We start from the raw sequence: 22,694 nt of genomic DNA, 5'->3' as shown, positions 1-22,694 counted from the left end.
CTTGCAGACCCCGTCCGGCATGGCCGGCCGGGGTTTCCCTTCGTGCATGATCCTTACTGCGGCAGCCCGTGGCGCGTCTTGTAGTCGAGCGCGTAGGCGATCTTGCCGGGCTTGTCGGCCGTGATCGGCTGGCGCAGCTTGTCGAATTCCCCCTTGTTGTATTTCTTTCCGCCGTTGATCGCATCGGCGCGCCCGAGGTCGGCGCCGGTCTTGCCGTCGATCACGGGGTCCGTAGCCGCGACCATGCGCGTCGACGCATTCCAGACCGCGTTCAGGTAGCCCGTGTCGGCTTTTGCCGGATCGGGGTCGGTCGCGCCGGCGCGCGTCGGGTCGTAGCCGGCGAGCGAGAACGTGTCCGGCTGTGCGCGCAGCCAGTCGGCCCAGTAGAACTCGAGGTAGTCGGTGGCCTGTGCGGGCTTGCTGTAGCCGATGTCGCGCGTGAAATAGACGAGCGACCGGTAGCGGTCGTTCGTCATCCCGAGTTTCAGGCCGAGCCCGGTCGGCAGTTGTGCGGTCGTGATCGGTTTGCCTTCGCCGTTCTTGAGGCGCACATAGCCGCGGCTTTGCATCTGCTGCCAGAACGCGTCGCCCGAGTAGTCGCTGAGGTTGTCCTTGACGACGACGTGCACGTGCAGCGCCGGGCCGCCGTCGGGCGTCTCGTAGTAGGTCGACAGGCCGTGGTGGCCGTCGGTCAGGTACAGCGCATCGCCGTTCGGGCCGATCACGACGGGGTTCAGCACCGAGCGGTCGCGGGCGTTCGCGTCGGCCGTCGTGCACGCGTAGCTCGCCGGCTCGCGCAGCGCCGAACGGGCCGTATAGCCGTTCGACGCGACGCCGCCGAGGCCTTCGTCCGCGCAGAAGTCGTCGAATTTCTTGTCGGGCTGCAGTTCGTAGCGGCCGAGCTTGTAGTAGATCTGGTCGTAGCCGATCGCGCCCTGCGTCGGATGGAGATCGCCGAGCGTCACGTCGATCAGGTCGCCCGTGCGGGCGCTCTTCCATTTGCCCGGTTGCGGCGTGACGGTGGCGGCCGGCGTGGGCGTCGTCGTGGTGCCGCCGGACGGCGTTTGCGCATCCGTGCGCGCGACCGCGGCGACATCGTCGCCTCCGCAGGCGGACAGGGCGAGGACGGCGGACAGGCTGGCGGCAAGGGCGAAACGGATCGGCAGGCGTGGCATCGCGGGCATCGGGTGTCGGTCGGGTGGGCGGGACACCGCGCGGGTCACGGAAGGACGGGGCGTGCAGCACGTGCGACCGTGCGCGGGTACAAGCCCGTCAGCTTGTCACAGGTATTTGACAGTAAATTGAAATGATCCGAGGAAGCTGATCGTCAGGCAGGCGGGGCGCCGTCGGGCGGCGGCGCGGTCGCGCGACGGCGTGCGCGCTTCGACGCGCCGTTGACGAGCGCCCAGCGCAGCACGGGGGCGACGGCCCGTACGCCGGGCCGGACCACCGCGCGTCGCAACGGCGCGAACGTCGACACGCCGAGCATGCGCTGCGCCCACGGCGGCAGCAGGTCGATCCCGGCATGCATCATCAGCGACGCGGCCGGCCGCAGCGCGGGCTTCGCGACCGGGACATTCAGCAGGATGGCCATCACGTCGAAGGTGTGCGGCCCGGCCTCGAGTTCGGGCTGCATGCGCGCGAGATACGCGGCTATCTCGGCGCGCGAACGCGGCACCTCGTGTGCGCCGAGCAGTTCGGCGACCAAGGCCGTTTCGGCGTAATAGCGGTCCTGCAATTCGCCCGACAGCGCCGGATTCACGTAGCACAGATGCGCGGCGAGGAAACTCGACACTTCCGCGACATGCACCCAGGTCAGCAACGCCGGATCGTCGGCGCGGTACGGCCGACCGTCGGGCGCGGTACCCGAGATGCGGGCGTGGATCGTTTTCACGCGCTCGATCAGCGCGAGCGCGTCCGCGCGACTGCCGAACGTCGTGCCGGTGATGAACGTGGCGGTGCGCCGCAAGCGGCCGAGGATGTCGGTGCGAAACGACGAATGATCCCAGACGCCCGCGAGCGCGAGCGGATGGAGCGCCTGCAGCAGCAGCGCGGCGATGCCGCCGGTCATCATCGACGTGAAGTCGGCATGCACGCGCCAGCAGACGGCGTCGGGGCCGAACAGCCCCGGATCGCCGGGCGGCGACGAGAGATCGAGCGTCGGGCCGCCGCCGTTCGCCGTCAGGTGCGTGATGCCGGCCACGAGCCGCTTGCGGATCGGTTCCGCCCAGCGCGGGCCCGGTGCGGGTGAGGCGGGGAGGCGGCTAGGGGGCGTCGTCATGGCTGGCGTGGCTCGGGCGGCCGGTTACTTCCCGGCGGGGGTATCCCACATGCCGCGTTCGGTGCTGCCGGCGTCAGGCGCGGAGAGCCCGAAGTGGCGGTACGTGAGCAGTGTCGCGACGCGCCCGCGCGGCGTGCGCTGCAGGAAGCCCTGCTGGATCAGGTACGGTTCGAGCACGTCCTCGATCGTGTCGCGCTCCTCGCCGATCGCCGCTGCGAGGTTGTCGATGCCGACCGGGCCGCCGTCGAACTTGTACAGGATCGCTTCGAGCAGCTTGCGGTCCATCAGGTCGAAGCCGACCGGATCGACGTCGAGCATCGCGAGCGCGCCATCGGCCACCGCCGCGGTAATCTGGCCGTCGGCCTTCACTTCCGCGAAGTCGCGCACGCGGCGCAGCAGCCGGTTCGCGATCCGCGGCGTGCCGCGCGAGCGCTTCGCGATTTCCAGTGCGCCGTTCGGATCGATCTGCGCGTTCAGCAGCGACGCCGAGCGCCGCACGATGCGCGACAGTTGATCGGCGTCGTAGAACTCGAGGCGCGAGACGATCCCGAAACGGTCGCGCAGCGGGTTGGTCAGCATCCCCGCGCGGGTGGTCGCGCCGACCAGCGTGAACGGCTGCAGGTCGAGCTTCACGCTGCGCGCGGCCGGACCTTCGCCGATCATGATGTCGATCTGGTAATCCTCGAGCGCCGGATACAGGATTTCCTCGACGACCGGCGACAGCCGGTGGATCTCGTCGATGAACAGCACGTCGTTCGCCTCGAGGTTCGTCAGCAGCGCGGCGAGATCGCCCGCGCGCTCGAGCACGGGGCCCGACGTCTGGCGCAGGTTCACGCCCATCTCGCGCGCGATGATGTGCGCGAGCGTCGTCTTGCCGAGACCCGGCGGCCCGAACAGCAGCACGTGGTCGAGCGGCTCGGAGCGGCGCTTGGCGGCTTCGATGAAGATCTCGAGCTGGCCGCGCACCTTTTCCTGGCCGACGTAGTCGTCGAGCTGGCGCGGCCGCAGCGCGCGTTCGAACACCTCCTCGTGCGACGAGGTGGGCGTGGCGGCGATGATCCGCTGCTCGGTGGCGAGTTTGTCGGTTTCGATCATGCGGCCATTGTACCGCGCGCCGCTATCCGGCCCACCTGACCGAACGGCCGACTGGCGAGCGCCGCGCGGCCGCGCGACACTGGCTTCAATGGCCGGTCTGGCCGCGCGTTACGCCTTCGACAGCGACTTCAGCGCGAGCTTGATGCCTTCGGACACGCCGGTGCCGGCCGGCACGTTCTTGATCGCGGCGAGGCCTTCCTTTTCGGAGTAGCCGAGCGCGAGCAGCGCGTTGAGGATGTCGGTCGCGTGGTCGGACGGCGACGCGGCGCCGGCGAGCGCGCCGAGGTCGGCGCCGAGCTTGCCCTTCAGCTCGAGCAGCAGGCGCTCGGCCGTCTTCTTGCCGATGCCGGGCAGGCGCGTGAGGCGCGCGGCGTCCTGCATCGTCACGGCCTGCGCGAGCTCCTGCACGCTCATGCCGGACAGCACGGCGAGCGCCATGCGTGCGCCGATGCCGGTGATCTTCAGCAGCTCGCGGAAGGTCGTGCGTTCCTGCTGCGTCAGGAAGCCGTACAGCAGGTGCGCGTCCTCGCGGACGATCTGCTGCGTGAGCAGCACGACGCGCTCGCCTGTTTGCGGCAGGTTGTAGAAGGTGCTCATCGGCACGTCGATTTCGTAGCCGACGCCGTTGCAGTCGACGAGCAGATGAGGCGGGTTCTTTTCGAGCAGGATGCCGGCGATGCGACCGATCATGGATGGCGGGATGCGAGGAAGAAAGCGCGAGTGTAGCGCACGCGCGGCGCAATACCGATGGGCTTGGCCATCAGGCCGAAGCGACGCGTGTCGCGTGTGCGCCGCGCGCGGGCAAAACGGTCGGTCCGGTGTGCCGGGCGAGGGCGCGCCTGCGTCAGCCGACCAGTCGCCCGCGCCGCACGCGCAGCCCTTTTTTCGCGAGCGCCGGCGCGAGGCCGCCGAGCGTGCTGAGCGTGTTGCCGCCGTGCGCATGGCAGATCGCCATGCCGAGTGCGTCGGCCGCGTCGGAACCCGGTTGGCCGGAGAGGTTGAGCAGCCGCGTGACCATTTCCTGCATCTGCGTCTTGGTCGCGCGGCCGTAGCCGACGACGGCCTGCTTGAGCTGCAGCGCCGTGTATTCGGCGACCGGCAGGCCGCCCGCGACGAGGCCGCAGATCGCGGCGCCGCGTGCCTGGCCGAGCAGCAGCGTCGACTGCGGGTTCACGTTGACGAACACCTTTTCGATCGCGGCCTGGTCGGGCGCATGTTCGCGCACGATCGTCGACACGCCCTGGAAGATCGTGCCGAGCCGGGTGGCCAGGTCGGCCGTCGGCGTGCGGATCACGCCGCTCGTGACATAGGCGAGCCGGTGGCCGCTGACGTCGATGACGCCGAAGCCGGTGACGCGCAGGCCGGGGTCGATGCCGAGAATTCGCATGAGTGAGGAGAAATGCGTGATGCAGCGATACTACAACGAATGGTGCGGCGAGCCGGTCGCACGGTGGTGCGCGACGGCGCTGCGCAATAAAAAACCCGGCGGGTGCAGCGCCGCCGGGTTGTCGTGCTGCGACCGTGCAGGCCGCGTGCGATCAGTGACGGAAGTGACGCACGCCCGTCAGGATCATCGCGATGTTGTGCTCGTCGGCTGCCGCGATCACTTCGTCGTCGCGCATCGAGCCGCCCGGCTGGATCACGCAGGTCGCGCCGGCCGCCACGACAACGTCGAGGCCGTCGCGGAACGGGAAGAACGCATCCGACGCGACGGCCGAGCCGGCCAGCGCCAGGCCCGCGTTCTGCGCCTTGATGCTCGCGATGCGCGCGGAATCGACGCGGCTCATCTGGCCTGCGCCGACGCCGAGCGTCATGCCGTTGCCGCAGAACACGATCGCGTTCGACTTCACGTACTTCGCGACGCGCCAGGCGAACAGCAGGTCGTCCATTTCCTTCGGCGTCGGGTGGCGCTTCGTGACGACGCGCAGCTCGTGCGGCTGCACGTTCTTCGAATCGAGCGATTGCACGAGCAGGCCGCCGCCCACGCGCTTCAGGTCGAATGCGTTATGGCCGTCGCCGAGCGCGATTTCGAGCAGGCGCACGTTCTGCTTCGCGGCGAACACCTGCTTCGCGGCGTCGGAGAACGACGGTGCGATCAGCACTTCGACGAACTGCTTCGCGACAGCCTGCGCGGCCGCTTCGTCGACTTCGCGGTTGAACGCGATGATGCCGCCGAACGCGGAGGTCGGATCGGTCTGGAACGCCTTCGCGTAAGCGTCGGCCGAGTCGTTGCCGATCGCGACGCCGCACGGGTTCGCATGCTTGATGATCACGCAGGCCGGCGCGTCGAACGTCTTCACGCATTCCCACGCCGCGTCCGAATCCGCGATGTTGTTGTACGACAGTTCCTTGCCCTGCAGCTGGCGGTAGTTCGCGAGCGCGCCGGCCGGCGTCGCGATGTCGCGGTAGAACGCCGCGCTTTGGTGCGGGTTCTCGCCGTAGCGCAGGTCCTGCACCTTGTCGAACGCCATGTTCAGCGTCGCCGGGTACGCGCTGCGCGATGCGTGCTTCAGCTCGTCGGTCAGGCTCGTCAGGTAGTTCGTGATCGCGCCGTCGTATTGCGCGGTGTGCGCGAACACCTTCGTCGCGAGGCGGAAGTTGGTCGGGTAGCCGACCGTGTTGTCGTTCGCCTTCATTTCATCGAGCACGACCGCGTAGTCGGCCGGATCGACGACGACCGTCACGTCGCGGTGGTTCTTCGCGGCCGAGCGCAGCATCGTCGGGCCGCCGATGTCGATGTTCTCGATCGCGTCGGCGAGCGTACAGTCGTCCTTCGCGATCGTCGCGACGAACGGATACAGGTTCACGACGAGCAGGTCGATCGTCGGGATGCCGTGCTGTTCCAGCGCCTGCATGTGCTCGGGCAGGTCGCGGCGGGCGAGGATGCCGCCGTGCACCTTCGGGTGGAGCGTCTTCACGCGCCCATCGAGCATTTCCGGAAAGCCCGTGTAGTCGGCCACTTCGGTAACGGGCAGGCCCGCGTCGGCGAGCAGTTTCGCGGTGCCGCCCGTCGACAGCAGCTTGACGCCGAGGTCGGACAGCGACTTCGCGAAGTCGACGATGCCGGTCTTGTCGGAAACGGAAATGAGCGCTTGCTTGATCATGATGGAACCACCAATAGCCAGGGAAACGGGGACGGGACGGCCGACTACAGCAGGCCGTGCTGCTGCAGCTTCTTGCGCAGCGTGTTGCGGTTGATGCCGAGGTACTCCGCGGCGAGCGACTGGTTGCCGCCTGCCTGGTCGAGCACGACCTCGAGCATCGGCTTTTCGACGCAGGACATCACCATTTCATAGACGTCGTGCGGATTGGAGCCGTCTAGATCCCGGAAATACACGTCCAGGCTCTCGCGGACACATTGTTCGATGTTGTGCTTGCTCATGCTGCTAACTGGTTATGGTCGTCCGACTCGCCCTGGCCGTTTTCCTCTTCGTCATCGACGTAGACGAGATGGTCCGACAGCGCCTTTTGCGCCTCGAAGAAGGCATTGACGGCGGCGAGCTGCTCGCGGGAGGAATCGAGCGTGTTCATCCTGTGCCGGAACCCGTTGGCACCGGAAAGGCCGCGAGTGTACCAGCCGATGTGCTTGCGCGCAGTACGGACTCCCGTGAATTCACCATAGAAAGCGTAGTGGTCTTCCAGGTGTTCGTTCATCACCTGCTGGATCTCGTCGATCAACGGCGGAGGCAGCAGCTCGCCGGTTTGCAGGAAATGATCGATTTCACGGAACAGCCACGGCCGGCCTTGCGCGGCACGACCGATCATCAGCGCGTCGGCGCCCGTTGCATCGAGCACGGCCTTCGCCTTTGCGGGCGACGTGATGTCGCCGTTCGCGACGACCGGAATCCGCACGGCCGCCTTCACGGCCGCGATGGTGTCGTATTCGGCGTCGCCGCGATACAGGTCGGCGCGTGTGCGGCCGTGCACGGTGAGCATCGAGATGCCGGCGGCTTCGGCCAGGCGCGCGACCGTGATCGCGTTCTTGTGCTCGCGGTCCCAGCCGGTGCGGATCTTCAGCGTGACGGGCACCGCATCGGGCCCCGTGCCGACCGCCGCGACGACGGCCTCGACGATCCGCTGTACGAGCGGCTCGTTCTGCAGCAGCGCGGAGCCGGCCGCGACGTTGCAGACCTTCTTCGCCGGGCAGCCCATGTTGATGTCGATGATCTGCGCGCCGTTGTCGACGTTGTAGCGGGCCGCTTCGGCCATCATCGCCGGATCGGCGCCGGCGATCTGCACCGCGATCGGCTCCACTTCGCCTTCGTGGTTCGCGCGCCGCATCGTCTTCGCGCTTTTCCAGAGCTGCGCATTGGACGCGACCATCTCGGACACGGCGTAACCGGCCCCCAGCCGCTTGCAGAGCTGGCGGAACGGACGATCCGTCACCCCGGCCATCGGGGCGACGAACAGGTTGTTACGCAATACGTGAGAGCCGATAACGGGCATCGCAATGGCACCGCCCGCGACCGGCGCGGGCATGAAAAGGGCGGAGGGAAACGCGTATTTTACCGTATTCCCATGCCCCGCCGATTTGACCCGGTTTGTGTGGTCCGGCTGGGCGCACCGCGCGGTGCGCCCGCGCGTCAGTTGCGCTGGCCGAACATCATCTGGCGCGCGATCGCCTTCTTGAGCGGCGGCACGAATTCGAGCGCGGTGAGCGCGGCGCCGCGCAGCAGCGGGAGCGGGCCCGAGTCGATCGTAAACAGCCGCGCCAGCGTGTCGGTCGCGCCGATCGTGAAGCGCCGGTCGAGCGCGCGGCGCGCGTTGAAGGTCGCGAGTGCGGTTGCTTCCAAGCCCTGCGCGGACAGCGTGTCGACGAGCGTATGCGCATCGCGCAGCCCGAGGTTGAGCCCCTGGCCCGCGACGGGGTGCAGGGTTTGCGCGGCATTGCCGACGATCGCGACGCGGCCGCTGACCAGCGTCTGCGCGGCGTTCAGCCCGAGCGGGAACGACGCGCGGCCCGCGATCGCGACGAACTGGCCCATGCGTTCGCCGAACGCGCTGCCGAGCTCGCGCAGGAACGTGTCGTCGGGCAGCGCGGCGCGGCGTGCCGCTTCGTCGGGCGTGCAGCACCAGACGAGCGCGTAGTCGGCCTGGCGCGGCCCGCCGAGCGGCAGCAGCGCGAGCGGGCCTTCGTGCGTGAAGCGTTCCCACGCGACGTTCGGGCGCGGCGCCGATACCGTGACCGTGCCGACGAGCGCGGTCTGCCCGTAGTCGCGGCGATGCTTGCCGGCGTCGGCCTGCTGTTCGTGGAACAGCCCGCCTTCGGCATTGATGACGATGCGCGCGCGCAGCGTGCGCTCGCCCTGCGGGCCGTCGAGCGTCAGCGTGACGCCGTCGGCGTCCTGCTGCGGCGCGCGCGCGGTAGTCGACGTGAGCCAGTCGACGCGCATGCCGCGCACGGCGCCCGCGAGCGCCTGCACGAGCGAGCCATAGCGCACGACATAGCCGAGCGCGGCGAGGTCGTGTTCGTCGCGGTCGATCAGCGTACGGCCGAAATGACCGCGTTGCGATACGTGGATATGTTCGATCGGCGTCGCGTCGGCGGGCCACGCGAGCGTGTCGAGCAGCACGCGGCTGCCGTGCGAGACGGCGATCGCGCGCGGGTCGTTCGCGCTCGCGACCGGTTCGCGCGCATCGATCAGCGCGATCGACGCGTGCTGCGTTGCGCTGCGGCGCGCGAGCCAGCCGGCGAGCGCGAGCCCGACGGGGCCCGCGCCGACGATGGCGAGGTCGTAGTCCGGCGTGGCCGGGGAGGAAGCGGTCGTCATCTTGATTCGTGAAACGGAGGTAACGGTCGGCGGCGGCCGGTCATGCGCCCGCGCGCATCAGCGCTTCGATTTCGTCGGCCGCGACGGGCACGCCGCGCGTGATCAGCTCGCAGCCCTGCTCGCGCACGATCGCGTCGTCCTCGATGCGGATGCCGATGTTCCAGTACTCGGGCGGCACGTCGTCGGCTGCGCGCACATACAGGCCGGGCTCGACCGTCAGCGTCATGCCGGGTTTCAGCGTGCGCCACGGCAGCGCGCCGTTGCCGTCGCGCTCGGCGAGCCGCTCGCGGTAGTCGCCGCAGTCATGCACGTCCATGCCGATCCAGTGGCCCGTGCGGTGCATGTAGAAGCGTGTGTATGCGCGCTCGGCGATCACGTCGTCGACGTTCGAGAAGCGCGCTTTCGGGATGATGCCGGTGTCGAGCAGCCCCTGCGCGAGCACGCGCACGGCCGCATCGTGCGGCGCCTCGAACGGCACGTCCGCGCGCGTCGCATCGATCGCGGCCTGCTGCGCGGCGAGCACGATGTCGTACAGCGTGCGCTGCGCGGGCGAGAAGCGCCCGTTGGCCGGGAACGTCCGTGTGATGTCCGACGCGTAGCCGTCGAGTTCGCACGCGGCGTCGATCAGGATCAGGTCGCCGTCCCGCGCGGCCGCGTTGCCGGCCGGGTAGTGCAGCACGCACGCGTTTGCGCCGGCCGCGACGATCGAGCCGTACGCGGGCGCCTGCGCGCCGTGCTTGCGGAACGTATACAGCAGCTCGGCCTCGAGTTCATATTCGCGGATGCCGGGGCGGCACACCTGCATCGCGCGGCGGTGCGCGAGCGCGGAGATGTGCGCGGCGCGCATCATGATCGCGAGTTCGTGTTCGTCCTTCACGAGTCGCATGTCGTCGACGAGCGGCGTGAGGTCGAGCAGCGCGTCCGGCGCGGCGACGCCCGTGCGCGCCAGCGCGCGCACCGCGTCGATCCAGCCCGCGAGCTGTCGGTCGAAGTCGGCCGATGCGCCGAACCGGTAGTGCACGGTGCCCGCGTCGGCGAGCAGGCGCGGCATTTCGGTGTCGATCACGTCGACCGCGAACGCCGCGTCGAAGCCGAACGCGTCGCGCGCGGCTTCGGGCCCGTAGTGGAAGCCTTCCCAGATCTCGCGGTCGGCATTCTTGCCGCGGCAGAACAGGATCGACTCCGGCGCGCCGTGCGGCGCGGCAGCGTTCAGCACGAGCACGGCATCCGGCTCGGTGAAGCCCGTCAGGTAATGGAAGTAGCTGTCGTGCCGGTACGGGTAGGCCGTATCGCGGTTGCGCAGCAGTTCCGGCGCGGTGGGGACGATGGCGACGCCGCCGCCCGCGGCGCGCAGTGCGGCAAGCACGCGTTCACGGCGTTGGCGGTAGACGTCGACGGCGATGGCGGGATCGAGGGGCGCATTCATCGTGCGATTGTAGCGCCGCGGGACGCCGCGCGTGAGAGTGGGGCGGGAAGCCGCGCCGGAAGGCCCGCGCGGCGGCTGTTGCAAACCATCCACAGGCCGGCCGGGCGATTTTCTACCGCGCGCCGCTGGCCGGTTATGATCGGCGACAACGTATACTCTCGGCGGTTCCCATAAAAGGCAGATGATGAAATTAATCGGTTCGCTCAGCAGCCCGTACGTCCGAAAGGCGCGGATCGTGCTCGCTGAAAAGAAGATCGACTACAAGCTAGAGCTCGAGAACGTGTGGGCGCCGGAGACGGATATTCATGCATCGAATCCGCTCGGCAAGGTCCCGTGCCTCGTGATGGAAGATGGTGCCGCGGTGTTCGATTCCCGCGTGATCTGCGAATACGTCGATACGCTGTCGCCGGTCGGCAAGCTGATTCCGCCGTCGGGCCGCGAGCGCGTCGAAGTGCGCTGCTGGGAAGCCCTGGGCGACGGCGTGCTCGACGCGGCGGTCGCGATTCGCGTCGAACACACGATGCGCGACGAGGCGCAGCGCAGCGCGAGCTGGATCGCGCGCCAGCAGCGCAAGATCGACGACGGTCTCGTCGCGATGTCGCAGGGTCTCGGCGGCAAGACGTGGTGCGTCGGTAATCATTACTCGCTCGCCGATATCGCACTCGGCTGCGCGCTCGGCTATCTCGACTTCCGGATGCCCGAGCTCAACTGGCGCGATCGCCATCCGAACCTCGACAAGCACTTCGTGAAGCTGCTGCAGCGGCAGTCGTTCGCCGACACGCTGCCGCAGAACTGAGCCGCTGCCGGCCACGCAGTCAGGCATTCGGCAGACGAAAGACAAGCGCCCCGCGGGGCGCTTGTCTTTTTGCCGGGCCACCCCGCAGCGGGGCGGTCGCGAGCGTCACTCGATCGACGCGTAGACGGCCTCGCCGAGCGTGAACGAATCGCTGCGCGCGATCGGCCACCACTTGTCGTACAGCGTGAAGCCGCAGGTCTGGCCGTCGAGCAGCGCGCCGGGCTTCAGGTACTTCAGCAACTGCGACATCAGCCGGACCTCGTGCGGCGCGATGCGCTGCACGATGTGATGCGCGCGCAGCTCGGACGGGTGCGCGAGGCCGGCCGCCTGCACGAGTTCCTGCAGCGCGTGCAGCGTATTGCGGTGGAAGTTGTACACGCGGTCGGCCTTGTCGGGTACGACGAGCGCGCGCTGGCGCACCGGGTCCTGCGTCGCGACGCCGGTCGGGCAGCGGCCCGTATGGCACGTCTGCGCCTGGATGCAGCCGACCGCGAACATGAAGCCGCGCGCCGAGTTCACCCAGTCCGCGCCGATCGCGAGCGTGCGCGCGACGTCGAACGCGGTGATGATCTTGCCGCTCGCGCCGAGCTTCACGCGATCGCGTACGCCGATCCCGACGAGCGTGTTGTGCACGAGCAGCAGCCCTTCCTGCAGCGGCACGCCGACGTGGTCGGTGAATTCGAGCGGCGCCGCGCCCGTGCCGCCTTCCGCGCCGTCGACGACGATGAAGTCCGGCACGATGCCCGTCTCGACCATCGCCTTCGCGATCCCGAAGAATTCCCACGGATGGCCGACGCACAGCTTGAAGCCGGTCGGCTTGCCGCCCGACAGCGTGCGCAGCCGCTCGACGAATTCGAGCAGCCCGCGCGGCGTCGAGAATTCCGAGTGCGTCGCGGGCGAGATGCAGTCCTTGCCCATCGGCACGCCGCGCGTCTCGGCGATCTCCGGCGTGATCTTCGCGGCCGGCAGCACGCCGCCGTGGCCGGGCTTCGCGCCCTGCGACAGCTTGATCTCGATCATCCTGACCTGCGGATCGGCGGCCTGTTTCGCGAACTTGTCGGGGTTGAACGTGCCGTCGTCGTTGCGACAGCCGAAGTAGCCCGACGCGATTTCCCAGATGATGTCGCCGCCGTTCTCGCGGTGGTACTTCGACAGCGAGCCTTCGCCGGTGTCGTGCGCGAAACCGCCTTTCTTCGCGCCGAGGTTCAGCGAGCGGATCGCGTTCGCGGACAGCGAGCCGAAGCTCATCGCCGAGATGTTGAAGATCGAAATGTCATACGGTTGCGCGCGATTCGCACCGACGCGGATGCGGAAATCGTGGTTCGGCAGCTTCGTCGGCGCGAGCGAGTGGCTGATCCATTCGTGCGCGACGGCCTTCACGTTCAACTCGGTGCCGTACGGGCGATTGTCGGCGACGTTCTTCGCGCGCTGGTAGACGAGGCTGCGCTGCGCGCGCGAGAACGGTTTCTCGTCGGTATCGTCCTCGACGAAGTACTGGCGGATTTCGGGGCGGATGAACTCGAACAGGAAGCGGAAGTGGCCCCAGAGCGGGTAGTTGCGCAGGATCGCGTGACGGTCCTGCTTCAGGTCGTACAGGCCGAGCGCGACGAGGGCGGCGGGGATCAGGATCCACAGCCACGCGATCGCGTGCCGCGCGGCGAGTGCCGCGACGGCCACGAACAGCAGGACCGCGCACCACATCGCGAGATAGCGTCGGGAAAACATGGGGACTCCGTCGTAATTATTCGGTGGCCGCCGCGCGCGAGCGGTCGTGCGGCGGCCGGAGGTCGGCGCACGCGACGTCGCGCCGGGCCGGCGGGCGTGGAGCCCGTGCCGTGCCTGGCCGCCGCCGGCGCCCACGATGGTCGAGAGTCTACTACGGGTCCCGTGAAGCGCGCGTTGCCGAGCCGGCGCCCAGTGTCCGGCGAAGGTGTGGCGGATGAACGGGCCGTACACGGGCGCGGCGCACGCATGTCGAATACCGGCTGACGCCGGTGCGGGATCGCCGGTGGAGACGCTCGTGGCGCTCGCGCGCTCGGCCGAGCGGTATTTCCCCGAGCTCGACGCGGCGCGCGAGCGCTACGATGCGGCCGTGCAGCGCATGCGTTGAAAAGGCGGGCGGCCGCGGGTGCGGCCGCTGTCGGTCGGCGCCGCCCGCGCGGCGCCGGTGGCGCGTCAGCGTGCGTCCGCGAGCGCGGTCGCGTCGAGCACCTGCCAGTCGCCGGTCGCCGCGCTTTCGATGATGCCGCCGCCGAGACAGATCTCGCCGTCGTACAGCACGGCCGACTGGCCCGGCGTGACGGCCCACTGCGCGTCGTCGAACGCGAGCGAGAAGCGGGCTTCGCGTTCCGGGCCGGGCGTGGCTGCGCCGAATGCGCACGCGGCATCGGCCTGCCGGTAGCGCGTCTTCGCGCCGCACGCGAAGCCTTCGGCCGGCGGCTCGCCGGCGACCCAGCTCACGTTGCCGGCGACGAGCTGCCGCGACAGCAGCCACGGATGATCGTGGCCCTGCACGACGTACAGCGTGTTCGACGCGATGTCCTTCGCGGCGACGAACCACGGTTCGCCGCTGCCGCTCTTGCTGCCGCCGAGGCCGATGCCCTTGCGCTGGCCGAACGTGTAGAACGCGAGGCCGATGTGCTCGCCGACGACCTTGCCGTCGGGCGTCTTCATCGGGCCGGGTTTCGTCGGCAGGTAGCGGTTCAGGAAATCGCGGAACGGCCGTTCGCCGATGAAGCAGATGCCGGTCGAATCCTTCTTCTTCGCGTTCGGCAGCCCGATCTGCGCGGCGATCTCGCGCACCTTGGTCTTCGGCATCTCGCCGAGCGGGAACATCGTCTTCGACAGTTGCGCCTGGTTCAGCCGGTGCAGGAAGTACGACTGGTCTTTCGTATGATCGAAAGCCTTCAGCAGTTCGAAACGCCCGTCTCGCTCGCGCACGCGCGCATAGTGGCCGGTCGCGATCATTTCCGCGTCGAGCGACATCGCGTGATCGAGGAACGCCTTGAACTTGATCTCGGCGTTGCACAGCACGTCGGGGTTCGGCGTGCGGCCGGCCGAGTATTCGCGCAGGAACTCGGCGAACACGCGGTCCTTGTATTCTGCTGCGAAGTTGACGGCTTCCACGTCGATGCCGATCAGGTCGGCCACCGACACGACGTCGATCCAGTCCTGGCGCGTCGAGCAGTATTCGCCGTCGTCGTCGTCTTCCCAGTTCTTCATGAACAGGCCGACCACGTCGTAGCCCTGTTCCTTCAGCAGCCACGCGGTCACCGACGAATCGACGCCGCCCGACATGCCCACCACTACCCGGCGCTTGCTCATTTGTTGACCGCCTGACGTTCGAATGCTTCTGGGCGCGGCGCGACCGAATGCGTGTGCACGAAATCGAGCGGAATGCGCCGCCCGGCGAGATAGTCGTCGACGCAGCGCATCACCGCGGGCGAGCGGTGGCGTTCGCTGCAGGCGCGCAGTTCGTCGGCCGTCATCCACAGTGTGCGAATGATGCCGTCGTCGAGCACGTGGCCCGCGACCGGCTCGCCGGCCGTGCCGCAGAACGTGAAGCGCAGGTAGGTCGCGCCGGCGGTGCCGGGGCGGTCGTAGTGCGCGAGATAGACGCCGACGAGCGCGTCGGGCGTGAACGGGTGCGCGGTTTCCTCGAGCGTCTCGCGGATCACGGCGTCGGCCAGCGTTTCGCCGGCTTCGAGATGACCGGCCGGCTGATTGATGCGCAGGCCCGTCGAGGTTTCTTCCTCGATCACGAGAAAGCGGCCGGCGTGCTCGACGAGCGCCGCGACCGTCACATGCGGGGTCCAGATTTCGGGTTTCATGGTTCGGCATTTTACCGGTTGCGCCCGAACGCTGCCCGGCGTCTGATTAGACGAATCCGACCCTCGCAGATCGTCCGTCCCGCCGATGCGCGGCAGCGCAGGCCGGGCTAATGTCGCATTCGCGCACGATCGTGCGGAATGTGCTGGCGCGACCATCGCTTTCGGTTAAAGTGCAGCGTGAACGCCGTTGCCCGTGAGCCGGTAAGTCAGCCTGTCCGGCTCGTTGTGCAGTAAGAATTGCAAGAAAAGAAATACTGACAATGACTGGAGGAACTGACGATGCATATTGGAGTGCCTGCTGAAACGCGGGCGAACGAGGCGCGTGTGGCTGCGACGCCGGAAACCGTGAAGAAATACGCGGCTGCCGGCCATCGCGTCAGTATCGCGAAAGGGGCCGGCATCGCAGCCAGTTATCCCGACGAAGCCTATGCGGCCGCCGGTGCCGAATTGACCGACCAGTCGGCCGCTTTTGACGCCGACCTGGTGCTGAAGGTCCAGGCACCCATCGACACCGAACTGCCATTGCTCAAGCGCGGCTCCGTGCTGGTCGGCATGCTCGATCCGTTCAACGGCGAGCAGGCGGCGAAACTCGCCGCGGCCGGCGTGACGGGCTTCGCGCTCGAAGCCGCGCCGCGCACGACGCGCGCGCAGAGTCTCGACGTGCTGTCGTCGCAGGCAAACATCGCGGGCTACAAGGCCGTGCTGGTCGCCGCGGCGCTGTATCCGCGCTTCTTTCCGATGCTGATGACGGCCGCGGGCACCGTGAAGGCCGCGCGCGTGCTGATTCTCGGCGCGGGCGTCGCGGGGCTGCAGGCGATCGCGACCGCGAAGCGGCTGGGCGCCGTGATCGAGGCCTCCGACGTGCGGCCGGCCGTGAAGGAGCAGATCGAGTCGCTCGGCGCGAAATTCCTCGACGTCCCGTTCGAAACCGACGACGAGCGCGAGGCCGCGCAGGGTGTCGGCGGTTATGCGCGCCCGATGCCGCCGTCGTGGCTCGGCCGCCAGGCCGCGCTCGTGCACGAGCGTGCGAAGCAGGCCGACATCGTGATCACCACCGCGCTGATCCCCGGACGCCCGGCGCCGACGCTGATCTCGGTCGAAACCGCACAGTCGATGAAGCCGGGTTCGGTGCTGGTCGATCTCGCGGCCGGCCGCGGCCCGGAATTCGACGGCAGGAAGAGCGGCAACTGCCCGTTGACGGTCGCCGACCAGGTGATCGTGCACAACGGCGTGACGATTGCCGGCTACACGAACCTCGCGTCGATGGTCGCGTCGGACGCGTCGGCGCTGTACGCGCGCAACCTGCTCGACTTCATGAAGCTGATCGTCGCGAAGGACGGCACGCTGAACATCGACCTGACCGACGACATCGTCGCCGCGACGCTGTTGTGCCGCGACGGCGAGCTCACGCGCAAATAACGGAGGAGACCATGGAAGTCATCAATCACACGGTGATCAACGTGATCATCTTCGTGCTGGCGGTGTACGTCGGCTACCACGTCGTCTGGAACGTCACGCCGGCGCTGCATACGCCGCTGATGGCCGTGACCAACGCGATCTCGGCGATCGTGATCGTCGGCGCGATGCTCGCGGCAGCGCTCACCGTCGGCTTGACCGGCAAGTTCTTCGGCACGCTCGCGGTCGCGCTCGCGGCCGTCAACGTGTTCGGCGGCTTTCTCGTGACGAGGCGAATGCTCGAGATGTTCCGCAAGAAGGAGCCCAAGCGTGTCGAGGGCGGCAAGGAGGGTGCGCGATGAGCATGAACGTCGTCACGCTGCTGTACCTCGTCGCATCGGTGTGCTTCATCCAGGCGCTGAAGGGGCTGTCGAACCCGAAGAGCGCGCGCCGCGGCAACCTGTTCGGGATGGTCGGGATGGCCATCGCGATCCTCACGACGGTCGCGCTGATCGTCAAGCAGGCGGCCTGGCTCGGCGCGAACCTGCCGCTCGGCATCGCGCTGGTGCTCGGCGCGCTGATCGTCGGCGGCGGCGTCGGTGCCTTCGTCGCCGCGCGCGTCGAGATGACGAAGATGCCGGAACTCGTCGCGGCGATGCACTCGCTGATCGGTCTCGCGGCCGTGTGCATCGCGTATGCGGTGGTGTCGGAGCCGGAAGCGTTCGGGCTCGTGCCGCAGGACGCCGTCGCGTCGAACTTCATCCCGTACGGCAACCGCGTCGAGTTGTTCATCGGCACGTTCGTCGGCGCGATCACGTTCTCCGGTTCGGTGATCGCGTTCGGCAAGCTGTCGGGCAAGTACAAGTTCCGGTTGTTCCAGGGCGCGCCGGTCGTGTACGCGGGCCAGCACCTGATCAACCTGATGCTCGCGATCGCGATGCTCGGCTTCGGCATCCTGTTCGTCATCACGCAGGCGTGGCTGCCGTTCATCATCATGACGGCGATCGCGTTCGTGCTCGGCGTGCTGATCATCATCCCGATCGGCGGCGCCGACATGCCGGTGGTCGTGTCGATGCTGAACTCGTACTCGGGGTGGGCCGCGGCCGGCATCGGCTTCTCGCTGAACAACGCGATGCTGATCATCGCAGGCTCGCTGGTCGGCTCGTCGGGCGCGATCCTGTCGTACATCATGTGCCACGCGATGAACCGCTCGTTCTTCAACGTGATCCTCGGCGGCTTCGGCGGCGAGGCGGCGGCCGGCGGCGCGGCGGGTGCGCAGGAGCAGCGGCCGGTGAAGTCGGGCTCGGCCGAGGATGCGTCGTTCATGCTCGGCAACGCGGAATCGATCGTGATCGTGCCGGGCTACGGGCTGGCCGTCGCCCGCGCGCAGCACGCGCTGAAGGAGCTGACCGACAAGCTGATCGAGAAGGGCGTCGACGTGCGCTATGCGATCCACCCGGTTGCCGGGCGGATGCCGGGGCACATGAACGTGCTGCTCGCGGAAGCGGAAGTGCCGTACGACATCGTGTTCGAGATGGAGGACATCAACGGCGAGTTGGGCCAGGCCGACGTCGTGCTCGTGCTCGGCGCGAACGACGTGGTGAACCCGGCCGCGAAGAACGATCCGAAATCGCCGATCGCGGGGATGCCGATCATCGAGGCGTACAAGGCGCGCACGGTGATCGTCAACAAGCGTTCGATGGCGGCCGGCTACGCGGGCCTCGACAACGACCTGTTCTACATGGACAAGACGATGATGGTCTTCGGCGATGCGAAGAAGGTCATCGAGGACATGGTGAAGGCCGTCGATTAACGCACGCACCGGCAACGCGCCCGCCTGCTTCGATTGGCGGGTGGCACGACCGGACAGGCCCGACCGGCGCAAGCCGGCCGGGCCTTTTTCATGGCGCGACGAGGTTCGCGATGCATGCGGCGATCGTGTCCCGCACACGCACGATCGCCGGGTCGCGCTGCGTGCTCGTGCGCCAGCCGATTTCCACCGGATAGCGCGGCAGCTCGACCGGGCACGCAAGCGCGCGCAGTGGCGCCGATCGTGCGATCGCGCGCGCCGCGTGCGCGGGAATCGTCGCCACCGCGTCGGAGCCGGCGAGCAGGTACGGCAACGCGGCGAAATGCGTGGTCGATGCCGCGACGCGCCGCTTGTGGCCGAGCGCGGCCAGCGCCTCGTCGACAATCCCGATCACGCCGCCCGACGACACGAGCAGGTGGTCGCGCCGCAGGAAATCGGCGAGCGTGAGCGTGCGCGGCGGCCGTGCCCGGGCGGCCGGATCGATCAGGCATGCGTAGCCGCCCGTCGCGACCGCGCGCCGGCTGAGCCCGTTCGCCGAGAACCCGCCCGACGCGATCGCGAGATCGACGCCGTGCCGCAGCAGCGCGTCGCCGGCGATGCCGCTGTGCGTCTGCCGGAAGATCAGCCGGATGCCCGCGGCTTGCCGCGCGACCGCGTCGATCAGGGCGCGGCCGAGCGCGATCTCGAAGTCGTCCGACAGCCCGATCGAGATCGTGCGGCCGACGCGGTCGCCGCCGTCGGCCGCGATCGCGAGGCTTTCGCGGCAACGGTCGAGCGCGTCGGACAGGATCGGCTTCAGTTCGTCCGCGCGCGGCGTCGGCGCGAGCCCGCGGCCGGTGCGCACGAACAGCGGATCGGCGTAGATCACGCGCAGCCGCGCGAGCGCCGCGCTGACGGCCGACTGCGTGAGGCCGAGCCGCAGCGCCGCGCGGCTCGCGCCGCCTTCCTCGTACAGCGCCTCGAACACCTTCAGCAGGTTCAGGTCGAGGCTGGCGATATCATCCGCATTCATGACACTTATCGTTCTATCGATTTGATCGATGACATCATATCGATAAAGATGGCGGCATCCCATTCAACGGAGACGCCCTCATGTCCACGTCCGTCATCGCCGCACTGCAGATCGGCGCATCGCCCGCCGGCACGCGCGCCACGCTCGACACGATCCTCGGCTACGAAACCGCGATCCGCGACAGCGGCGCGTCGCTCGTCGTGCTGCCCGAGGCCGTGCTCGGCGGCTATCCGAAAGGCGAGATCTTCGGCACGCGGCTCGGTTACCGGCTGCCCGAGGGCCGCGACGCGTATGCGCGCTACGCGGCGCAGGCGATCGACGTGCCGGGCCCTGAAACCGACGAGCTGGTCGCGCTGTCGCAGCGCACGGGCGCGAGCCTCGTGGTCGGCGTGATCGAGCGCGGCGGCAGCACGCTGTACTGCACGGCACTGTTTTTCGATCCGCGCGACGGGCTCGTCGCGAAGCACCGCAAGCTGATGCCGACCGGCACCGAGCGGCTGATCTGGGGGCAGGGCGACGGCTCGACGCTGCCGGTCGTCGACACGGCCGCCGGACGCGCGGGCGCCGCGATCTGCTGGGAGAACCACATGCCGCTGCTGCGCTGCGCGATGTACGCGAAAGGCGTGCAGATCTGGTGTGCGCCGACCGTCGACGAGCGCGATCTGTGGCAAAGCTCGATGCGGCACATCGCGCACGAGGGGCGCTGCTTCGTCGTGAGCGCATGCCAGGTGCAGCCGTCGCCGCGCGCGCTCGGCATCGACGTGCCGGGCTGGGATCCCGAGCGGCCGCTGATCCGCGGCGGCAGCGTGATCGTCGGGCCGCTCGGCGACCTGCTGACGGAGCCGCTGATCGGCGAGGCCGGCCTCGTGACCGCGCGCATCGATACCGACGAGCTCGTGCGTGCGCGCTATGACTTCGACGTCGTCGGCCACTATGCGCGGGCCGACGTGTTTTCGCTGCATGTCGACGAGCGGCCGAAGCGGCCGGTGGTGTTCGGCGCGTAGGGACAGGCGGGCCGGGCGCCGCGCGGCGGCCCGGGGAATGAACGGCGACGGCAGCGCGCAGCCGCACGCGGTGCGCGCCCGCCGTCGTGCCGCGTCAGCGCATCGGCGCTTCCGCGATCCGCATGTAGTCGGCGATCCGCCGTCCTTCCATGTCCGGAAACTGCTCGTGCACGGTGATGTCGCCCATCCGCGCGATGTCGAAGGTGCGGAAATCGTCGCGCAGCTCGCACCACGCGCCGATCGTCCAGCGCCCGCCCCAGTAGACGAGCCCGAGCGGCCACACGCGGCGTTGCGAATGCGCGCCGAGCCGGTCGCGGTAGCCGAAGCTGACGATGTGGCGCGTGTCGATGGCCTGGTGGATCGCGTCGACCTTCGCGCAAAACGTCTCGTCGATGTGGAACGACGGCGCGAACACGGGCAGGCGGTCGAGCGCGGTGCGCTTGTCGGCCGGCATCGCCGACGCGATCTTCGCGAGCGCCGAGCGGGCGCCGCTCGCGAAGCGCGCACCGCCCCAGGTCTCGAGCATGCGCGCGCCGGTGGCGAGCGCCGCGAGCTCCTCGGCCGTGAACGTGAGCGGCGGCAGGCTCGCGTTGCGGTTCAGCCGGTAGCCGATGCCGGCTTCGCCTTCGATCGGCACCCCTGACAGTTGCAGGTCGCGCACGTCGCGATAGACCGTGCGCGGCGACACCGACAGCCAGTCGGCAAGCTGCTGCGCGGTCGTGAGACGGCGCCCGCGCAGCAGCTCGGCGATCTGGAACAGACGGTCGGCACGGCGCGTCATGGCAGCACCTCGATTCCAACGGCTAAGGGGACTTCGCGATGATAGCGCCGCGCCGGCCCGATGGCCGGTGCGCTCAATGGCATTTCGGCGCGTGCAGGCCGACCCGGTTGCCCTCGGTATCGATCAGGTAGCCGATGTAGCCGTAGTTGTTCGGCAGTTCGACGACCGAACCCTGCACGATGCCGCCGGCGCGCTTTGCGCGTTCGAGCGCCGCGACGACCGAGTCGCCGGCGTTCAGGTAGACCAGCACGCCGTTCGCGCTCGGCTTCATCTGCTGCGGATCGAACACGATGCTGCCGCCCGTGCTCGACGCCTCGTGATCGAACGTGGCCATCGGCACGCCGCCGATGACTTCGCGCTGCAGCGTCGTTTGCAGCACGGTTTCGTAAAAGCGGATCGCGCGGTCGAAATCGAGGGACGGAATGTCGAACCACGCGATCGCGCGTTCCAGGGTTGCGGTGGCAGTTGCGGACGTCATGACGAGCTCCTTGTTGCGTTGTTATTCGGGTTCGGTGTGGAAACCAGCCTTGCATTGCGCCGGAATTGCAGTGTGATCGCGGCCTGCTGACACCGTCTTGTCAGTAGTGTTGTCACCCTTGACATGCAACTATTTGGTTGCATAATAAAGCCATTGTCCCGGGAGCGGCATGGATCTCGTTTTCAAGGCGCTGGCCGATGCCACGCGCCGTCAGTTGCTCGACCTGCTGCATGCGAAAAGCGGCCAGACTCTGTCCGAGCTGTGCGACGGACTCGCGATGAGCCGGCAGGCCGTGAGCAAGCATCTTGCGCTGCTCGAGGCCGCGAACCTTGTCGCGACGACGTGGCGCGGCAGGGAGAAGCTGCATTACCTGAATCCGGTGCCGATCCACGACATCGCGGAACGCTGGATCGGCAAGTTCGAGCGTCAGCGCCTGCAGGCGCTGGCGGATCTCAAGCGCGGGCTGGAAGCGGCCCGCGATACAGGAGACGACGATGGGTAATCCCGCATTTGTGTACGTGACGTTCATCGCAGCGACGCCCGAGCGCGTGTTCGACGCGCTGACCAATGCCGAACTGACGAAGGACTACTGGGTGCGGCATCGCAACGCGTCGCCCGACTGGCGGCCGGGCTCGCGATGGGAGCATCAGGACTACGACGATCCGTCGCGCGTCGACATCGTCGGCGAAGTGGTCGAGAACGATCCGCCGCACCGGCTGGTCGTCACGTGGCGTGCGCCGTCAGGGGAAGGTGAGGAATCGCGCGTGACCTATCTCGTCGAGCCGCACGAGGGCGTCGTGAAGCTGACCGTCACGCACGACGGGCTCGTGACCGGTTCGGAGATGGATCGCGGGATTCGCGGCGGGTGGCCGGTCGTGCTGTCGAGCCTGAAGACGCTGCTCGAGACGGGGCACGCACTGCCGTTCACGATGGGGCGCTGGTCGAAGTCGAAGCATTGACCCGCGCCGGGGAGGAGTGCGCGGGCGCCGCGATGGCGGCCCCGCGCGATGGTGTT

Annotated in this window: 23 protein-coding genes; 7 read left to right on the top strand and 16 right to left on the bottom strand. The window is 68.3% G+C overall.

The genetic code is table 11. From position 1 onward, the window contains the following. Positions 1-53: 53 nt before the first annotated feature. From JYG32_RS11185 to JYG32_RS11140, 10 genes are all read right to left on the bottom strand, one after another. The gene (locus tag JYG32_RS11185; RefSeq protein ID WP_433960825.1) at positions 54-1,184 is read right to left on the bottom strand and encodes a ParB/Srx family N-terminal domain-containing protein; all 1,131 of its coding nucleotides are present in this window, start codon (positions 1,182-1,184) and stop codon (positions 54-56) included. A 143-nt stretch (positions 1,185-1,327) separates the two neighbouring features. Then, positions 1,328-2,281: an oxygenase MpaB family protein gene (locus tag JYG32_RS11180; protein WP_174383317.1), complete on the bottom strand. Its 954-nt coding sequence runs from the start codon at positions 2,279-2,281 to the stop codon at positions 1,328-1,330. Between the two features lie 24 nt (positions 2,282-2,305). Next, positions 2,306-3,376 carry a Holliday junction branch migration DNA helicase RuvB gene (gene ruvB, locus JYG32_RS11175; RefSeq protein WP_174383316.1) on the bottom strand — a complete coding sequence of 357 codons (1,071 nt, stop codon included), beginning with the start codon at positions 3,374-3,376 and terminating at the stop codon, positions 2,306-2,308. Between the two features lie 108 nt (positions 3,377-3,484). Then, positions 3,485-4,066, bottom strand: a complete 582-nt coding sequence (ruvA, locus tag JYG32_RS11170; RefSeq protein ID WP_174383315.1) for a Holliday junction branch migration protein RuvA — start codon at positions 4,064-4,066, stop codon at positions 3,485-3,487. 154 nt (positions 4,067-4,220) lie between these two features. Then, entirely contained in the window at positions 4,221-4,763 is a 543-nt protein-coding gene (ruvC, locus tag JYG32_RS11165; protein ID WP_034182746.1) for a crossover junction endodeoxyribonuclease RuvC, read from the bottom strand. A gap of 151 nt (positions 4,764-4,914) precedes the next feature. Next, positions 4,915-6,480, bottom strand: coding sequence for a bifunctional phosphoribosylaminoimidazolecarboxamide formyltransferase/IMP cyclohydrolase (purH, locus tag JYG32_RS11160; RefSeq protein WP_213263587.1), 1,566 nt, complete (start codon positions 6,478-6,480; stop codon positions 4,915-4,917). 44 nt (positions 6,481-6,524) lie between these two features. Beyond that, entirely contained in the window at positions 6,525-6,758 is a 234-nt protein-coding gene (locus JYG32_RS11155) for a Fis family transcriptional regulator (RefSeq protein ID WP_017333386.1), read from the bottom strand. After that, positions 6,755-7,822 (bottom strand): tRNA dihydrouridine synthase DusB, encoded by a 1,068-nt coding sequence (gene dusB, locus JYG32_RS11150; protein ID WP_096472471.1) that lies wholly within the window; start codon positions 7,820-7,822, stop codon positions 6,755-6,757. The genes JYG32_RS11155 and dusB overlap by 4 nt, the downstream gene beginning before the upstream one ends. 137 nt (positions 7,823-7,959) lie before the next feature. Further along, positions 7,960-9,147, bottom strand: coding sequence for a UbiH/UbiF/VisC/COQ6 family ubiquinone biosynthesis hydroxylase (locus JYG32_RS11145; RefSeq protein WP_213263586.1), 1,188 nt, complete (start codon positions 9,145-9,147; stop codon positions 7,960-7,962). Between the two features lie 40 nt (positions 9,148-9,187). Next, the gene (locus JYG32_RS11140; RefSeq protein WP_213263585.1) at positions 9,188-10,573 is read right to left on the bottom strand and encodes an aminopeptidase P N-terminal domain-containing protein; all 1,386 of its coding nucleotides are present in this window, start codon (positions 10,571-10,573) and stop codon (positions 9,188-9,190) included. 181 nt (positions 10,574-10,754) lie between these two features. Between JYG32_RS11140 and JYG32_RS11135 the strand changes: the two genes are divergently transcribed. Further along, positions 10,755-11,369: a glutathione S-transferase family protein gene (locus JYG32_RS11135; RefSeq protein WP_213263584.1), complete on the top strand. Its 615-nt coding sequence runs from the start codon at positions 10,755-10,757 to the stop codon at positions 11,367-11,369. 105 nt (positions 11,370-11,474) lie between these two features. Here the strand turns inward: JYG32_RS11135 and JYG32_RS11130 are convergent, their stop codons facing one another. From JYG32_RS11130 to JYG32_RS11120, 3 genes are all read right to left on the bottom strand, one after another. Beyond that, on the bottom strand, positions 11,475-13,094 hold the full coding sequence (locus JYG32_RS11130; RefSeq protein WP_213263583.1) for an FMN-binding glutamate synthase family protein: 1,620 nt from the start codon (positions 13,092-13,094) through the stop codon (positions 11,475-11,477). Between the two features lie 450 nt (positions 13,095-13,544). Next, positions 13,545-14,693, bottom strand: a complete 1,149-nt coding sequence (mnmA, locus tag JYG32_RS11125; RefSeq protein WP_213263582.1) for a tRNA 2-thiouridine(34) synthase MnmA — start codon at positions 14,691-14,693, stop codon at positions 13,545-13,547. Then, the gene (locus tag JYG32_RS11120; protein WP_213263581.1) at positions 14,690-15,199 is read right to left on the bottom strand and encodes an NUDIX hydrolase; all 510 of its coding nucleotides are present in this window, start codon (positions 15,197-15,199) and stop codon (positions 14,690-14,692) included. Before JYG32_RS11120 ends, mnmA begins: the two co-directional genes overlap by 4 nt. A gap of 279 nt (positions 15,200-15,478) precedes the next feature. Between JYG32_RS11120 and JYG32_RS11115 the strand changes: the two genes are divergently transcribed. The 3 genes from JYG32_RS11115 to JYG32_RS11105 are packed head-to-tail and all read left to right on the top strand — an operon-like array spanning position 15,479 to position 18,407. Then, positions 15,479-16,618, top strand: a complete 1,140-nt coding sequence (locus JYG32_RS11115) for a Re/Si-specific NAD(P)(+) transhydrogenase subunit alpha (protein ID WP_213263580.1) — start codon at positions 15,479-15,481, stop codon at positions 16,616-16,618. Between the two features lie 11 nt (positions 16,619-16,629). Further along, positions 16,630-16,956 (top strand): NAD(P) transhydrogenase subunit alpha, encoded by a 327-nt coding sequence (locus tag JYG32_RS11110; RefSeq protein WP_174384030.1) that lies wholly within the window; start codon positions 16,630-16,632, stop codon positions 16,954-16,956. After that, on the top strand, positions 16,953-18,407 hold the full coding sequence (locus JYG32_RS11105) for an NAD(P)(+) transhydrogenase (Re/Si-specific) subunit beta (protein ID WP_174384029.1): 1,455 nt from the start codon (positions 16,953-16,955) through the stop codon (positions 18,405-18,407). Before JYG32_RS11110 ends, JYG32_RS11105 begins: the two co-directional genes overlap by 4 nt. Before the next feature lie 88 nt (positions 18,408-18,495). Here JYG32_RS11105 and JYG32_RS11100 read toward each other — a convergent pair whose 3' ends face one another. After that, positions 18,496-19,416, bottom strand: a complete 921-nt coding sequence (locus JYG32_RS11100; RefSeq protein WP_174384028.1) for a LysR family transcriptional regulator — start codon at positions 19,414-19,416, stop codon at positions 18,496-18,498. An 80-nt stretch (positions 19,417-19,496) separates the two neighbouring features. On the opposite strand from JYG32_RS11100, the gene JYG32_RS11095 reads away from it, so the two are divergent. Beyond that, a complete protein-coding gene (locus JYG32_RS11095) occupies positions 19,497-20,420 on the top strand; it encodes a carbon-nitrogen hydrolase family protein (protein ID WP_213263579.1) in 924 nt (307 codons plus the stop codon). Between the two features lie 94 nt (positions 20,421-20,514). Here the strand turns inward: JYG32_RS11095 and JYG32_RS11090 are convergent, their stop codons facing one another. Both JYG32_RS11090 and JYG32_RS11085 read right to left on the bottom strand, forming a co-directional pair. Then, complete coding sequence (locus JYG32_RS11090; RefSeq protein ID WP_034182756.1) at positions 20,515-21,201, bottom strand: helix-turn-helix transcriptional regulator; 687 nt, start codon at positions 21,199-21,201, stop codon at positions 20,515-20,517. Between the two features lie 73 nt (positions 21,202-21,274). Beyond that, positions 21,275-21,679, bottom strand: coding sequence for a VOC family protein (locus tag JYG32_RS11085; RefSeq protein ID WP_174384026.1), 405 nt, complete (start codon positions 21,677-21,679; stop codon positions 21,275-21,277). 169 nt (positions 21,680-21,848) lie between these two features. Here JYG32_RS11085 and JYG32_RS11080 point away from each other — a divergent pair, with 169 nt between their 5' ends. Together JYG32_RS11080 and JYG32_RS11075 are read left to right on the top strand one after the other, a co-directional pair. Then, entirely contained in the window at positions 21,849-22,181 is a 333-nt protein-coding gene (locus JYG32_RS11080; RefSeq protein WP_213263578.1) for an ArsR/SmtB family transcription factor, read from the top strand. Continuing rightward, positions 22,174-22,638, top strand: coding sequence for an SRPBCC family protein (locus tag JYG32_RS11075; protein ID WP_213263577.1), 465 nt, complete (start codon positions 22,174-22,176; stop codon positions 22,636-22,638). The genes JYG32_RS11080 and JYG32_RS11075 overlap by 8 nt, the downstream gene beginning before the upstream one ends. The last annotated feature ends 56 nt before the right edge of the window (positions 22,639-22,694 follow it).

This window comes from Burkholderia pyrrocinia (assembly GCF_018417535.1).
Lineage (GTDB): Bacteria > Pseudomonadota > Gammaproteobacteria > Burkholderiales > Burkholderiaceae > Burkholderia > Burkholderia pyrrocinia_E.
This window is presented reverse-complemented; position numbering and strand designations above follow the sequence as displayed.